At 54.5% G+C, this 12,723-nt stretch carries 13 protein-coding genes; 9 read left to right on the top strand and 4 right to left on the bottom strand.

What is annotated here, in order from left to right; genetic code table 11:
- Window positions 1–17 precede the first annotated feature (17 nt).
- Genes CJO09_RS07675 through CJO09_RS07650 form a run of 6 tightly spaced genes read left to right on the top strand, consistent with a single transcriptional unit; the run spans window position 18 to window position 5,715 of the window.
- Window positions 18–1,184, top strand: coding sequence for an ABC transporter substrate-binding protein (locus tag CJO09_RS07675; protein WP_158582735.1), 1,167 nt, complete (start codon window positions 18–20; stop codon window positions 1,182–1,184).
- 21 nt (window positions 1,185–1,205) lie between these two features.
- A complete protein-coding gene (locus CJO09_RS07670; RefSeq protein ID WP_119441830.1) occupies window positions 1,206–2,105 on the top strand; it encodes a branched-chain amino acid ABC transporter permease in 900 nt (299 codons plus the stop codon).
- Complete coding sequence (locus CJO09_RS07665; RefSeq protein WP_119441829.1) at window positions 2,102–3,082, top strand: branched-chain amino acid ABC transporter permease; 981 nt, start codon at window positions 2,102–2,104, stop codon at window positions 3,080–3,082. The genes CJO09_RS07670 and CJO09_RS07665 overlap by 4 nt, the downstream gene beginning before the upstream one ends.
- The gene (locus CJO09_RS07660; protein ID WP_119441828.1) at window positions 3,082–3,837 is read left to right on the top strand and encodes an ABC transporter ATP-binding protein; all 756 of its coding nucleotides are present in this window, start codon (window positions 3,082–3,084) and stop codon (window positions 3,835–3,837) included. The genes CJO09_RS07665 and CJO09_RS07660 overlap by 1 nt, the downstream gene beginning before the upstream one ends.
- Window positions 3,830–4,561, top strand: a complete 732-nt coding sequence (locus CJO09_RS07655) for an ABC transporter ATP-binding protein (RefSeq protein WP_245961262.1) — start codon at window positions 3,830–3,832, stop codon at window positions 4,559–4,561. Before CJO09_RS07660 ends, CJO09_RS07655 begins: the two co-directional genes overlap by 8 nt.
- A 14-nt stretch (window positions 4,562–4,575) precedes the next feature.
- Window positions 4,576–5,715: an FAD-dependent monooxygenase gene (locus tag CJO09_RS07650; RefSeq protein WP_119441827.1), complete on the top strand. Its 1,140-nt coding sequence runs from the start codon at window positions 4,576–4,578 to the stop codon at window positions 5,713–5,715.
- A gap of 9 nt (window positions 5,716–5,724) precedes the next feature.
- On the opposite strand, the gene CJO09_RS07645 is transcribed toward CJO09_RS07650, so the two are convergent.
- Genes CJO09_RS07645 through CJO09_RS07630 form a run of 4 tightly spaced genes read right to left on the bottom strand, consistent with a single transcriptional unit; the run spans window position 5,725 to window position 11,627 of the window.
- On the bottom strand, window positions 5,725–6,414 hold the full coding sequence (locus tag CJO09_RS07645) for a phosphoadenylyl-sulfate reductase (protein ID WP_119441826.1): 690 nt from the start codon (window positions 6,412–6,414) through the stop codon (window positions 5,725–5,727).
- A gap of 15 nt (window positions 6,415–6,429) precedes the next feature.
- Window positions 6,430–7,941, bottom strand: coding sequence for a siroheme synthase CysG (cysG, locus tag CJO09_RS07640; protein ID WP_119441825.1), 1,512 nt, complete (start codon window positions 7,939–7,941; stop codon window positions 6,430–6,432).
- On the bottom strand, window positions 7,938–9,623 hold the full coding sequence (cysI, locus tag CJO09_RS07635) for an assimilatory sulfite reductase (NADPH) hemoprotein subunit (protein WP_119441824.1): 1,686 nt from the start codon (window positions 9,621–9,623) through the stop codon (window positions 7,938–7,940). The genes cysG and cysI overlap by 4 nt, the downstream gene beginning before the upstream one ends.
- Before the next feature lie 54 nt (window positions 9,624–9,677).
- The gene (locus CJO09_RS07630) at window positions 9,678–11,627 is read right to left on the bottom strand and encodes an assimilatory sulfite reductase (NADPH) flavoprotein subunit (RefSeq protein ID WP_245961261.1); all 1,950 of its coding nucleotides are present in this window, start codon (window positions 11,625–11,627) and stop codon (window positions 9,678–9,680) included.
- 254 nt (window positions 11,628–11,881) lie between these two features.
- Here CJO09_RS07630 and CJO09_RS07620 point away from each other — a divergent pair, with 254 nt between their 5' ends.
- The 3 genes from CJO09_RS07620 to CJO09_RS15965 are packed head-to-tail and all read left to right on the top strand — an operon-like array spanning window position 11,882 to window position 12,721.
- Window positions 11,882–12,349 (top strand): helix-turn-helix domain-containing protein, encoded by a 468-nt coding sequence (locus CJO09_RS07620; RefSeq protein WP_119441822.1) that lies wholly within the window; start codon window positions 11,882–11,884, stop codon window positions 12,347–12,349.
- Window positions 12,349–12,600, top strand: a complete 252-nt coding sequence (locus CJO09_RS15705) for a hypothetical protein (RefSeq protein ID WP_245961260.1) — start codon at window positions 12,349–12,351, stop codon at window positions 12,598–12,600. Before CJO09_RS07620 ends, CJO09_RS15705 begins: the two co-directional genes overlap by 1 nt.
- Entirely contained in the window at window positions 12,533–12,721 is a 189-nt protein-coding gene (locus tag CJO09_RS15965; protein WP_484195855.1) for a VapC50 family PIN domain-containing toxin, read from the top strand. Before CJO09_RS15705 ends, CJO09_RS15965 begins: the two co-directional genes overlap by 68 nt.
- Window positions 12,722–12,723: the final 2 nt, after the last annotated feature.

Below are 12,723 nucleotides of genomic sequence, written 5' to 3'. Positions count from 1 at the left end.
ATATGAGGAGACAAACCATGAAAAGAAATTTAAAAGCCGTATTGGCTGTGTCGCTGGCCGCTCTGGCCTTTCAGGCACATGCTGAAGACAAGATCAAACTTGGATTCATCGCTGCGCTAAGCGGGCCGTTGGGCGTGTTGGGTGCGGAACAACAACGAGGCCTCGACCTGGCGCTTGAGCATTTGAATAATCGGTTGGGTGGTCGTGAGGTGGAGCTCTATACGGCCGATTCTCGCGCCGTACCCGGCGTGGCGGTGCAGGAAATCTCCAAACTGGTTGATAAAGAAAATGTCGACGTTATTACCGGCGGCACCGCGTCGAATGAAATTATGGCAATGGTCAAACCTATTGAAGCTGCCGGGCTGACGTTGTTGGGCACGAATGGGGGGCCTTCCCCTTTAGCGGGCAAAGACTGCACGCCTAACTACTACAGCATTGCGTTTCAGAACGATCAGTGGAGCGAAGCCATGGGTCGTTACATGAATGAGCAGGGAATCAAGCGCGCCTACTTTATCGGCATGGATTACCAGGCAGGCTGGGATCACGTTGGCGGTGCCGAACGCACCTTTAAAGGTGAAAACCTCGGGAAGATTTTCACACCCCAGTCGCAACTTGATTTCTCGGCCGAGTTGGCACAAATTCGTGCGGCCAAACCTGAAGCTGTATTCGCGTTCTATCCCGGTAGCGCGGCCGTTGCATTTGTAAAGCAGTACGCACAGTCGGGCCTGGATATTCCTTTGTTCTCCAGCGCGGGGGTTGATACCTTATTCTTGCCTGCGTTCGATGATGCAGCCATAGGTTCGGTGTTCTCAAGTCACTACAACGCGGGAATTGAAAATGAAGCCAACAAGCAATTTGTAGCGGATTTCACCAAAGAGTTCGGTCGTAAGCCTTCTTTGTATGCCGCTTCACAGTACGACGCAATCATGCTGCTGGATAAGGTCGTTGCCCAGCTCCCAGCCGGAGAAATCGATCGCAAAAAGCTGCAGGAACTAATCGGCTCTACGCCGTTTACCAGCGTTCGCGGCGATTTCAAATTCAACCACAATCATATGCCTATTCAGAACATCTACGCCCAGAGGATCGAAAAGGGTGAAGATGGAAAACTCGCTCTGAACTTGATTGGCGTGGCATCCGAGAATGTGGAAGATCGCTACGCCGCCGAATGCCCAATGGGCAAATAACGGCGGCTTAGGGGATCGGCAATGAGTTTCTCGATACTGCTCGAGCAGTTATTTAATGGCTTTCAGTATGGCATGTTGCTGTTCTTGATGGCTATTGGGGTCACGCTGGTGTTTGGTGTGATGCGGCTGGTGAACCTGGCCCACGGTTCCATGTTCATGGTGGGGGGGTACCTTGCCGGCGCTGCTGCGCAAGCCACCGGTTCATTTTGGCTGGCCGCCTTGTGTGCCCTGGTAGGGGCGGCCATTATGGCGGCCGTTATCGAGATATTGATTGTTCGTCCCCTATACCGGCGCGGACATCTGGATCAACTGTTGGCAACGTTCGGCGTGACGTTAACGCTGAACGAACTCATTGTCGTGATTTGGGGGCGTGCGCCGGTATTTGTGAGCATTCCCGACATACTGGACGGGCATACTGAAATGCTCGGTTTTCCTTACCCGGTTTATCGACTGGCGATTACCGGGGTGGCGATTTTGGCTGGGCTGATCCTGATGTGGCTGGTTGCCAAAACCCGTTTTGGCATGTTGGTTCGTGCAGGCGCCGACAACCGTACGATGGTGGCAGGCCTGGGTGTAAACGTAACGGTGCTGTACACGCTTGTGTTTGCGCTGGCAGCGCTTCTGGCCGCCTTGGCCGGCATGATGTCGGGCCCGCTTATCGCCATGCAGCCGGGGGTGGGCGACCCCATCCTTATCTTAACGTTAACCGTTGTGTGCATTGGTGGCTTTGGGTCGTTGAAAGGGGCTTTGGTGGCGTCGTTGCTGGTGGGCTTGCTTGACACGTTTGGCCGCATTTTCGCACCACAATGGTTTGGCGCTGCAGGCAATGCCTTGGCCAACATGCTGGTGTATGTATTGATGGCGGCCGTTTTGTATTACCGCCCTGCGGGGCTTTTCACCACGCGGGGAGGCCACTCATGAGCAAAATATTCAATACTGCATTCAGGCGAAGCTGGATTCTTTGGTTGCTATTGGCGCTGGTGGTGTTGTTGCCTTTTTCGGGTGAAACGTACTACATCAAGCTCGTGACCCGGATGTTGATTTTTGCCATTGCGGCATTAAGCCTCGACCTTCTGGTGGGTTATTTGGGCCTGGTCAGTTTCGGGCATGCGGCGTTCATGGCTATTGGTGCCTATACCGTGGGCATCATGGCTTCAATGGGCTATGCATCGGTCTGGATCGTATGGCCTTTAGCCATGCTGCTAGGCGCTTTGTTCGCCTTGTTCGTGGGCTTTATTTCTTTGCGTTGCAGCGGTTTGTACTTTATTTTCATTACGCTGGCTTTTGCGCAAATGGTGTTCTACGGCGCGCAAAGCCTGCGTGCTTACGGCGGCGACGACGGCTTTCCCCTTGAGACCGCAAGTACGCTTCTTCCCAGTGTGGCACTATCGAACCCCATTACGTTGTTTTATGCCAGCTTGGTCATTTTGCTGGCATGTCTTTACCTTAGTCGACGTTTGGTGAATTCGCCTTTTGGGCGTATCGCGGTGGCCACGCGCGATAACGAAACGCGTGTTCACGCGGTGGGGGTCGACCCTTATCCCTACAAGCTGGTGATGTTCGTTGTGTCGGGCGCGGTGGCAACTCTGGCCGGGGCGCTCATGGCGAATTTAACGTCATACATTGCTCCGGGTTATGTGAATTGGCTGGTATCCGGTGAGTTGCTGGTAATGGTGATTCTGGGTTCAGTGGGTACGTTGGTGGGGCCTATTCTGGGTGCGGCTGTCTTTGTGGGCTTTGAACATATGCTGTCCGACCTTACCGAGCATTGGATGCTGATTTTCGGACCCTTGATTGTGTTTCGGGTGTTGTTCCTGAAGAACGGAATCTATGGTTTGTTTTCCCGCACGCGAAGTGCCGAGCTGTCGGCAGATCGAGCGGCTTCGGGAGGCCACTGATGAATACGACACCATTGCTTGAAATTAAGAACCTGAAGAAATCTTATGGTGCTTTGAGTGTTACCGATGATGTTTCGTTAACCGTTGAAAAAGGTGAAATTCACGCCTTGATTGGGCCTAACGGTGCAGGGAAAACCACCCTGGTTGGACAGTTGTCAGGTCTGGTGCCGTCAGATTCCGGGCGCATCTATTTCGAAGGCAAGGATATTACAGGCCTGACGACTGCTGAACGTGCCCAATTGGGTTTGGGACGCTCGTTTCAGATTACCAGCGTATTCCCCACATTAAGCGCGCTTGAAAATGTTGCGCTAGTGGTTCGCGCACATGCCGGGCTTGGCTTTCATTTCTGGAAGGCTGCGCATCGGTACGAAGCGGCGCAGAAAAAAGCATCTGAGTGGTTGGCCAAAGTAGGCTTGGCACAAGCCGGTGACGGCCCCTGTGCTGAGCTTGCGCACGGTGAGTTAAGGCAACTTGAACTGGCCATGGCATTGGCGGCCAACCCGCAACTGCTCGTCCTTGATGAGCCAATGGCGGGCTTGGGGCCGACCGAGTCTCAGCAAATGGTTCAACTATTAGCCGAGCTAAAGCAGCATTATGGGGTGTTGCTGATTGAGCACGATATGGATGCCGTGTTTTCCCTGGCGGACCGCATTTCCGTTTTGGTATCCGGCCGCGTTGTATTTAGTGGTTCGGTTGATGAAGTACGCGAAAGCGAGGTGGTGCAGCGTGCTTACCTGGGGGATAACGATGAATAATCCGCAAACGCGAGCAAAAGCGATGTTGTCTGTCAAGGAGGTTGACAGCGGGTATGGTCGCGGACAAGTGCTGTTCGATGTGTCGTTAACGATTGGTGAAGGTGAAGTTGTTTCGCTCATGGGTAAAAACGGCATGGGGAAAACAACATTGATTCGCACCATTATGGGCATGCTCACGGTGCGCAAGGGCGAGATCCATTTTAATTCGCGCTTAACGCGTGGTATGGCCATGCATCGTATTGCCGCCATGGGTTTAGGTTGGGTGCCTGAAGGGCGGTTGATCTTTCCCAGTTTGAGTGTTGAAGAAAATCTGGTTGCCACGGCGGTTAAGCGCAAAGGCTTAAACCATAGTTGGACGCTGGATTCGGTGTATGAGTTGTTCCCGCGACTGCGTGAACGACGCTTTAACGGCGGTGGCCAATTGTCGGGCGGCGAACAGCAAATGCTGGCGATTGGGCGCGCACTCATGACGAATCCCAGGTTGTTGATTCTTGACGAGGCGACGGAAGGGTTGGCGCCCAAGATTCGACAGGAAATTTGGCAGACGCTGGCGCAGGTAAAGAACACCGGGCAATCGATTCTGGTGGTCGATAAAGATGTAAAGGCGTTATCGAAATTGGCTGACAGGCATTACATGATTGAAAAGGGCCGTATTGCCTGGCAAGGAGATACAGAAATGCTAATGGCCGATACGCAACGCGTTCAGCGTTATGTGGGTGTTTGATTGAGAGGGCTTTTATGAAGATTGCAGTTGTGGGCGGCGGACCCGCTGGTATGTATTTTTCGTTGTTGATGAAAAAGCGCGATGCAAGTCACGACATTACCGTATATGAACAGAATCCGGCAGGTGCAACGTACGGTTGGGGCGTTGTCTTTTCCGATGTTGCTTTAAGTTTTCTGAAGCAAGCCGACGCAGAGTTTTATCAAAAATTTACGGCAAGCCACGAGCGTTGTGATTATATGGAAGTAGTGCATAAAGACGTGCACGTGCAGCTGCGCAACAACCATTTTTCGCGCGCCTCCCGTATCGACTTGCTTAAGGTCTTGCAAGACGAATGCAAGTCGGTTGGGGTTAATTTCAAATTCGATACGCGGGTGGATGATATTGGCGTACTGGACGAGGCCGATTTAATTGTGGGTGCCGACGGCGCAAACAGCGGCGTTCGAACCCAGTTCGCTGAGCATTTCAAACCGCATTTTGAAAAGCGGCGCAACAAATTTGCATGGTATGGCACACGCCAGCTTTTCCATGCGGTTTCATTAATCTTTCGGGAAACGGAGCATGGGGTCTTCATTGCGCATTGTTATCAGTACAGTAAAGACTTAAGCACCTTCCTGATTGAGGTGGATCCTGACACCTGGAAGCGGGCCGGGCTCGATGCCATGTCGGATGAAGATAGCCGGCGTTTTTGCGAGCAGGTATTTGCCAGGGATTTAGGAAGTAACGGCTTACTATCCAATCGTTCGACTTGGTTCTCTGCCAATATCGTCAGCAACGAAAATTGGTCTTACAAGAATATTGTGCTGTTGGGCGATGCCTTGCGAACCGTGCATTTTTCTTTGGGGTCGGGTACTCGCATGGCCATGCAGGATGCCATTGCGTTGTATGAAGCCGTGAATTTACACGGGAAAGATTTGCCGTCCGCCTTCACCCACTTCGAAAAACTGCGTCGTACTTCGTCAGCCAATTTTCAAACGGCAGCGGCAAGAAGTCTGGATTGGTATGAGTCGGTTGATCGGAAAATGCATCTGGATCCGGTGGTGTTTGCCTACGACTATATGCGCCGAACCGGGCGTGTTAGCCATGAAGACTTGAAAGAGCGCGATCCAGGCTTTATAGCCCGCTATGAAGCATTAACGGGGGAGGCGGTAGCCTAACCGCGCCCCTCAATCATGCAACCCGCACTCCCGCTTTAATCCAAAGAACCGCGTTTCCTCTTCGGTCATGTCGCCCGTAAGGGGAACGCTGGTGTGCCAGTCGCCTACCGACACATAGCCTTGTTCCCACAACGGGTGGTAGGGCAAGTCGTGTTCAGTCAGGTAGCGATGAATATCGCGGTTGGTCCAGTCGATTAACGGGTACACCTTGTAGCGGCCGTCTTTGCGCTGTTCCACCACCGGCCGGTCGGCGCGTGATTTGGCTTGCTCACGGCGCAGGCCGGCGAACCAGGTGCCCACGTTTAGGTCGTTCAAGGCCCGTTCCATGGGTTCTACTTTCATCAGGCGGTTGTAGTGGTCCAGCCCTTCCACACCGTTTTCCCATAGCTTGCCGTGAACGCTTTCCAGGCGGGCCGGCGTCCAGGCCGGCGCCACCACTTTCAGGTTCAGTTTCAGGCGTTCGGTTAAGGTTTTGGCGAACTGGTAGGTTTCGGGGAAAAGGTAACCGGTGTCGATAAACAGTACGGGCATTTCGGGCCGAATCTGTTTAACCAAATGCAGCAGAACGGCCGATTGAATACCGAAGCTGGAGGTCAGGATGAACTGGCCGGGCAGGTTTTCCAGGGCCCAGTGAACACGCTCCGCGGCGGACCAGGATTCAAGTTGTTCTGGAGAGTCAAGGGTCATGGTGTCGTACATGAAAGGTGCTCCAATTTAATTAAGTTTAGCGCTTGTGTGTTCAGGCTGAAGCGAGGCGGTGCGGTGCAGGGGAGCGTGAAGCGGGTGCTCGGGGGTTGACGGCGAAGCATACGGTGCATTGGTATCTTGGTTCATAACCGATTTAAACCATGCCAGGTCTTTTCCAAGCGCAACGACATCACCCACCACAATCAGTGCGGGCGATTGCAGGTTGTATTCGCCGGCCTGTTCCGCCATGTTTGCAACGCGTGCATGTATGACGCGTTGTGTTTTCATCGTGGCGTTTTCAATAAAAGCGACGGCGGTGTCGGGCGACTGCCCGTGATGCAGCAATTGCGTTTGCAGTGCTGCAATTTGCTTCACCCCCATGTAGAACACCAGCGTTTGACCCGGTTGGGTCAAAGCGGGCCAGTTTTCTATATCGTGCCCAGGGCGACGGTGGGCGGTTAGCAGCCGAACCGACTGTGCGTGATCGCGGTGAGTTAAGGGAATGCCGGCGTATGCGGCACCGGCCAGCGCAGCCGTTAAACCTGGTACGACCCGGTAGGCAATACCGTGCTCGCGCAGGAATTGCAGTTCTTCCCCGCCGCGACCGAATATAAAGGGGTCGCCGCCTTTCAGGCGCACCACGTGCAGGCCTTGTTCGGCGTAGTGTTTCATTAGGGTGTGAATACGATCCTGCGTCGCATTCTGGTTCTCACCCGCCTTCTTTCCGACGGAAATGCACTGCGCGTCGCGGCGGGCCAACGCCAGAACATCGGCACCCACCAACCGGTCGTGCAGAATGACATCGGCTTCATTTAGCGCGCGTTGGGCGTTCAGGGTGAGTAATCCGGGGTCGCCGGGGCCGGCGCCCACCAGGGTTACCAGGCCTTGGGCCGACTCTTCCGCTTGTTTCAACGCCGACAGCAACATAAATTCGGCTTGCGCCAGGTTGCCCGAACGCAACTCGTGGCTTACCGGGCCGTCGAGCAACCAGTTATAAAACTGCCGCCTTTGCGGCAATGATGGGCGCGCGCGGCGAATGGCCGGGCGATAGCGTTCAGTCATGGCCATCAGTGTGCCCAGGCTTGGGTCGAGCAAGGTTTCAATACGTTCGCGTATGCGTCGGGCAATGACGGGGGCATGGCCGCCCGACGATATCGCGACCCTTAAATCACCTCGCTCAACCATGGCCGGTACCTGAAAGGCGCAGAGTTCACGGGTGTCCACGACGTTGACTGGAATACGCTGTTGCTCAGCCTCGCGGGCAATGCGTTCATTCAGCTCGCGGTCTTGCGTGGCAGCGATCACCAACCAGGCGTCATTCAGCCATTCCGTTTGATAAGGTCCGTGATGCAACGTGAATGTCGTTTGCGTTAATGCCAGCACCGTTTCGCTGAAATGAATCGCCCCAATATGAATCTCGGCATCCGTTCCAAGCAGCAGGCGTATCTTGCGTGCGGCCACTTCACCCGCACCCACGACCAATACCTTCTTGCCGGCCAGATTCATGAAGACCGGAAATAATTTCGGGTTATCGCTCATGCCGTCACCTCTTGAGTCCGCGCGATAAAGTCACCGAAACCTTCGTTAGATGCGCGTTCAGCAGCATAGCGACCCAGCAGCTCATCCAGCGTCGCCAGAATTTGAGGCTCGTCGATGTTTTCAGCATAAATGCGGTTCAGTCGGCTGCCTTGGGCATTGGCCCCCAGGCGCAAATCGTAGCGGCCGGGCGCGCGACCCACTAAAGCAATTTCAGCCAAATATGGCCGGGAGCAACCATTTGGGCACCCCGACAGGCGCAGCGTAATGGGCGTGTTGCGCAGGCCATGCTTGTCTAGCAAAGCCTCCATCTTGGGCAACAATTCTGGCAGATAGCGTTCGCTTTCCGCCATGGCCAGGCCGCATGTGGGCAAGGCTACGCAGGCAATACTGTGTTGGCGCAGGGCACTGAATGTTTCGCCGGTGTTCAGGCCGTGTTTTTTAATCAAGGCGTTAATGCGTTTGCGGTCGGCGTTTTTCACGTTGGCAATGACTACGTTCTGGTTGCACGTGAGCAGAAACTCTCCTGTATGAATTTTGGCTATTTCCCGCAAGCCGGTTTGCCACAGTCGCTGCGTATTTTGTGCTTGCGTATCGGCATCCCACAACCGTCCTGACTCCACATGCAAACCCAGATGCCACAAATCGTTGTCACCCTTGAACCAGCCGTAGTGATCGTGATTGCTTTGAAACGTGAATTCGCGCGCAGGGGCCAGAGTGAACCCCGCCAGGGCCTGCAGCTTTTCCACAAACGCCGTCAGGCCAATGCGGTCAATGGTGTACTTCAGGCGCGCGTAGCGGCGCTCATCGCGATTACCCAAGTCGCGTTGCAGAATCATTACCGACTCCACGGCGGCAATGACCTGTTCCGGCGTCACAAACCCTACGACGCTACCCACGCGCGGGTAGGTGGTGGCGTCGCCGTGTGAGGCGCCCATGCCGCCGCCGATACTTAAATTGAAGCCTTCCAGCTTGCCGTTGTTCACAATGGCAATCAGGCCGACGTCTTGCGCGAAGACGTCGACGTCGTTGAAGGGCGGCACGGCAATACCGATTTTGAATTTGCGAGGCAAGTAAGTGGGGCCGTAAAGCGGCTCCGCCTCGGGTTCGGCGGCATTAAATTCCACCTTTTCGCCGTCCAGCCATATCTCGTGGTAGGCCCGGGTTTTCGGTAGAAAATAGTCCGATAGCTTTTGCGCCCATTGCGCAATTTCAGCATGCGTGTTTGATAGCCATGGATTAACCGAGCACACCACTTGCCGGTTGACGTCGCCGCAGGCCGCTATGGTGGTGGCCAACGCATCGTTAATCGCACGCAAAGTGGGCTTCAAGTTGCGCTTTATGACGCCATGCCATTGAAAGGTTTGCCGGGTCGTAATGCGCAAGCCGCGGCCGGCATACTGGCGCGCCAGGTCGTCGAAAGCCAGCCATTGCGCGGGTGACACCACGCCGCCCGCCAGACGCGCACGAATCATGAACGAATACGCCGGCTCCAGTTTTTGTTTACGGCGCTCGTCGCGCAAATCGCGGTCGTCTTGCTGATAGCTACCGTGAAATTTCAACAATTTGTTGTCGTCTTCCGAAATGGCGCCCGTTAATGGGTCGGCCAGTCCTTCTTGAATAGTGCCACGCAGGAGCCGGCTATCGGCCTTCAGTTGTTCCAGCGGTGATAAAGGGGCGGTCATGATTCTTGAGTCCAATCTGTATTTACGTTGACGTTGCGAACGCTGCACGGTTAATTAATAAACATCGCGTGCGTAGCGGCCCTGGGCGGCCAGGTTGTTCAGCCATTCGGATGCCTGCTCTTGCGTGCGACCGCCCTGCTCGCGGGCAATGTCCAGCAATGTTTGATGTACATCTTTGGCCATCCGCGTGGCGTCGCCGCACACATAGACATGGGCGCCGTTTTCAATCCAGTCATACACATCGGCAGCGTGTTCGCGCAAGCGGTCTTGTACATAGATGCGCTGGGCCTGGTCGCGGGAAAAGGCCAGGTCAAGCCGGTGCAGTTCGCCCTTGGCCACGGCCTGCTGCCATTCCGTTTGGTACAGGAAGTCGGTTTGAAAATGCGGGTTCCCGAAGAACAGCCAGTTGCGCCCGGCGGCACCCGCCTCGGTGCGGGCCTGTACAAACGCGCGGAAGGGCGCCACACCGGTGCCCGGCCCAATCATGATGATGTCGCGTTGCGAGTCAGCCGGCAGGCGAAAGCGCTCGTTCTTTTCTATAAACAACGGCACCGATTCACCTTCCTCAAGCTGGCTCAGGAAACGGGTGGTGACGCCCCAGCGCGGCTCTCCGTTCGTGTCGTACGCGATATTGGCAACGGTTAAATGCACTTCTTCGTCCACTACTGATTGCGCCGAGGCAATGGAATACAAGCGGGGAGTAAGTGGCCGAAGGGCCTGAATGAAATCCTGTGCCGTCCATTGCGCCGGGAATTGTTGCAACACATCCAATAGTTGATTGGAGGTGAGCCAGGCGCGCAGGTCGGCACTGTTTTCCGGAGCCAGCAGAGTGCTTAAACCAAGACCCTCGGGGGTGCTTTGCTGTATGCGTGCGCGTGGTTTACGTGGGCTTGTTCCATTTTCAACAACACGCGCTGCATGCGCTTCCAGAAACGGGCGTGTTAATACGGTTAGTTCACGGTGTTGACGCAACCAGTCGTACACAGAGCGGGTGTCGCCCCCAAATGTGACGGTTTCCTCGCCTTTCAGGCCTGTAGCCTGCAACACCGCCTGAACCAATGCGGGATCCTGCTTGGGCCAGATGCCCAGTGCATCGCCGGGTTCGTAGTGCAGCCCGCTGCCTTCCAGCGACAACTCAATATGGCGAATGTCTTTCACACTGCCACGCCCGATAATCGGCTGATTCAACAACAGCTCTGCCTGGAATGGATGATTGCGGGAATAGGCGAGAGTGCGTGGAACCGGATGCAGCGGTGTCACAGTGGCGCCCGTAGGGCGTTCATTCGGCGCCAAATCGTTGCCGGCCTGTTCCCGCGCATGTGTTACCGCGCTTTCACGCCATGGGTCGCTAACGGTTTCAATGTCCAGGTCGGCCGTGCCTACGGCTTGCAAACGCTGCGCACCCAATTCCGCGAAGCGGGCATCAAGGGTTTTGGCAATGCCGCAGAACTCGGGGTAGCTGGAGTCACCCAGCCCCAGTACGGCATACTGCAGTTCGGGCAGCTTCGGTGCACGGCGACCACTTAGAAATTCAACAAATCCCATTGAGTCGTCCGGCGGATCGCCGTCGCCCTGTGTACTGATGACCACGTACAGCAAGCGTTCATTTTTCAGATCGCGCACGTTGTATTGATCGGCCCGAACCAGGTTGACCGCAAACCCGGCTGTTTGCAGGTCGGCGGCCAGCTGCTCGGCCTGACGTTGTGCATTACCCGTTTGGCTGCCGTACAGCACGGTGACGGTAAGCGACGTTTGCGGCTCGGGTTGCGCCACGGCAGATGCGATAAGCGGGGCGACGACGGCGGCACCTGCTGTTTCAACCGCATTACCATTGCCCTCCAGGCGTGCGTGCCCCTGCCGGTCGCGTTCCTGTGCTATGCCGGCAAAGTAGCCGGAAAGCCAGGTCAGCGCATTGGGGTCCAGTTCGGTTGTTAAGTCGTCCACCTGGCTGCGTTGTGCGGTGGAAAGCAAAGAGGTCGATAACATAAGTTGGGCTGATTCCATGAAAGTGCTTTCATTCTAGGAACCGTTGGCGCCCAACCAAACAACTGAATCGTTATGTTTATATTTTTGTGCTGGTTATATTCTTATTCCTGCGCAGGTTATTTGTTTATGTGTTTTTGAAACAATGCAAAATGTAGAAATTAAATGGCAATTTGCTTCGTTTATTTCATTTATTTCACTTAGTGTATTATTGAGTTTGGGGTCAGATTTCTTTCTGGCCTGTGGGTTATGGATAAGTATGCAAGGAGAAACATATGCGTGCTATTGACAGGGTTCGTGAGGTTTCGCCGCCGCTGAGCCCTAAAGACAAAGAAATGGTGCGAGTTGCTCAGCGGTGCATTATGGCCGCGCTTGATCATTCAAGAGCGGCGTCGATTACATTAACGACGGATAAGGGGGAACACCCAACGGTTGATGTACCGCCTGCTGCATTAAAATTGATTGGTCAACTGTTAGGGGTAATGAGCGAGGGTCGTCCGGTTGTTTTGATGCCAACAGATCAAGAATTCACAACGGTTGAAGCAGCGAATTTTTTGAATGTTTCGCGGCCTTTCGTTATTAAAGAAATAGAGGCCGGCAGGTTGCCGTATAGGAAGGTTGGTTCGCATCGACGAATTGCGTTGGACGATTTGGTTGAGTACGGTCGAAATATGCGTGCCCGACAAGCAAATGCTCTAAAGAGAATGGCAGAAAATGCCCGTGAGCTTGGTTTAGATTACTAATGGCGGGCCACGTTCGTTACACCGCATTGTTAGATGCTTGTGTTTTGTATCCATTAGCAATGGCTGATTCCTTAATGAGTCTGGCGACGGCTGGGTTCTTCGCAGCGAAGTGGACAACAAGAATTGAGGATGAATGGATTAGAGCTATCGAACGAAATCGACCTGATCTGGTCGGAAAACTGAATGTTCGCCGCGATGCCATGCGTGAATCAGTGGGATTTAGACCCGGTAAATGCAATCGCCGCTTTTAAACGTATGCGCCAGCGACGCAGAAAGCCGGGGTCTACGCCGGCCGAATTTGCCGATGCTCTGGAAAGGGGCGGCTTGCCAACAACTGCGGGACGATTAAGAGACGCATCGGAGTTAATTTAGTG

The organism is Neopusillimonas maritima, assembly GCF_003576595.1.
Taxonomy (GTDB): domain Bacteria; phylum Pseudomonadota; class Gammaproteobacteria; order Burkholderiales; family Burkholderiaceae_B; genus Neopusillimonas; species Neopusillimonas maritima.
This window is presented reverse-complemented; position numbering and strand designations above follow the sequence as displayed.

Bases quoted from the DNA above. Each gene is read 5' to 3' on its own strand.
- CJO09_RS07675 (WP_158582735.1), top strand. From the start codon at position 18: ATGAAAAGAAATTTAAAAGCCGTATTGGCTGTGTCGCTGGCCGCTCTG.
- cysI (WP_119441824.1), bottom strand. From the start codon at position 9,623: ATGACCGCCCCTTTATCACCGCTGGAACAACTGAAGGCCGATAGCCGG.
- CJO09_RS07630 (WP_245961261.1), bottom strand. From the start codon at position 11,627: ATGGAATCAGCCCAACTTATGTTATCGACCTCTTTGCTTTCCACCGCA.
- CJO09_RS07665 (WP_119441829.1), top strand. From the start codon at position 2,102: ATGAGCAAAATATTCAATACTGCATTCAGGCGAAGCTGGATTCTTTGG.
- CJO09_RS07670 (WP_119441830.1), top strand. From the start codon at position 1,206: ATGAGTTTCTCGATACTGCTCGAGCAGTTATTTAATGGCTTTCAGTAT.
- CJO09_RS07660 (WP_119441828.1), top strand. From the start codon at position 3,082: ATGAATACGACACCATTGCTTGAAATTAAGAACCTGAAGAAATCTTAT.
- CJO09_RS15705 (WP_245961260.1), top strand. From the start codon at position 12,349: ATGGCGGGCCACGTTCGTTACACCGCATTGTTAGATGCTTGTGTTTTG.
- CJO09_RS15965 (WP_484195855.1), top strand. From the start codon at position 12,533: ATGTTCGCCGCGATGCCATGCGTGAATCAGTGGGATTTAGACCCGGTA.
- CJO09_RS07655 (WP_245961262.1), top strand. From the start codon at position 3,830: ATGAATAATCCGCAAACGCGAGCAAAAGCGATGTTGTCTGTCAAGGAG.
- cysG (WP_119441825.1), bottom strand. From the start codon at position 7,941: ATGAGCGATAACCCGAAATTATTTCCGGTCTTCATGAATCTGGCCGGC.
- CJO09_RS07620 (WP_119441822.1), top strand. From the start codon at position 11,882: ATGCGTGCTATTGACAGGGTTCGTGAGGTTTCGCCGCCGCTGAGCCCT.
- CJO09_RS07645 (WP_119441826.1), bottom strand. From the start codon at position 6,414: ATGTACGACACCATGACCCTTGACTCTCCAGAACAACTTGAATCCTGG.
- CJO09_RS07650 (WP_119441827.1), top strand. From the start codon at position 4,576: ATGAAGATTGCAGTTGTGGGCGGCGGACCCGCTGGTATGTATTTTTCG.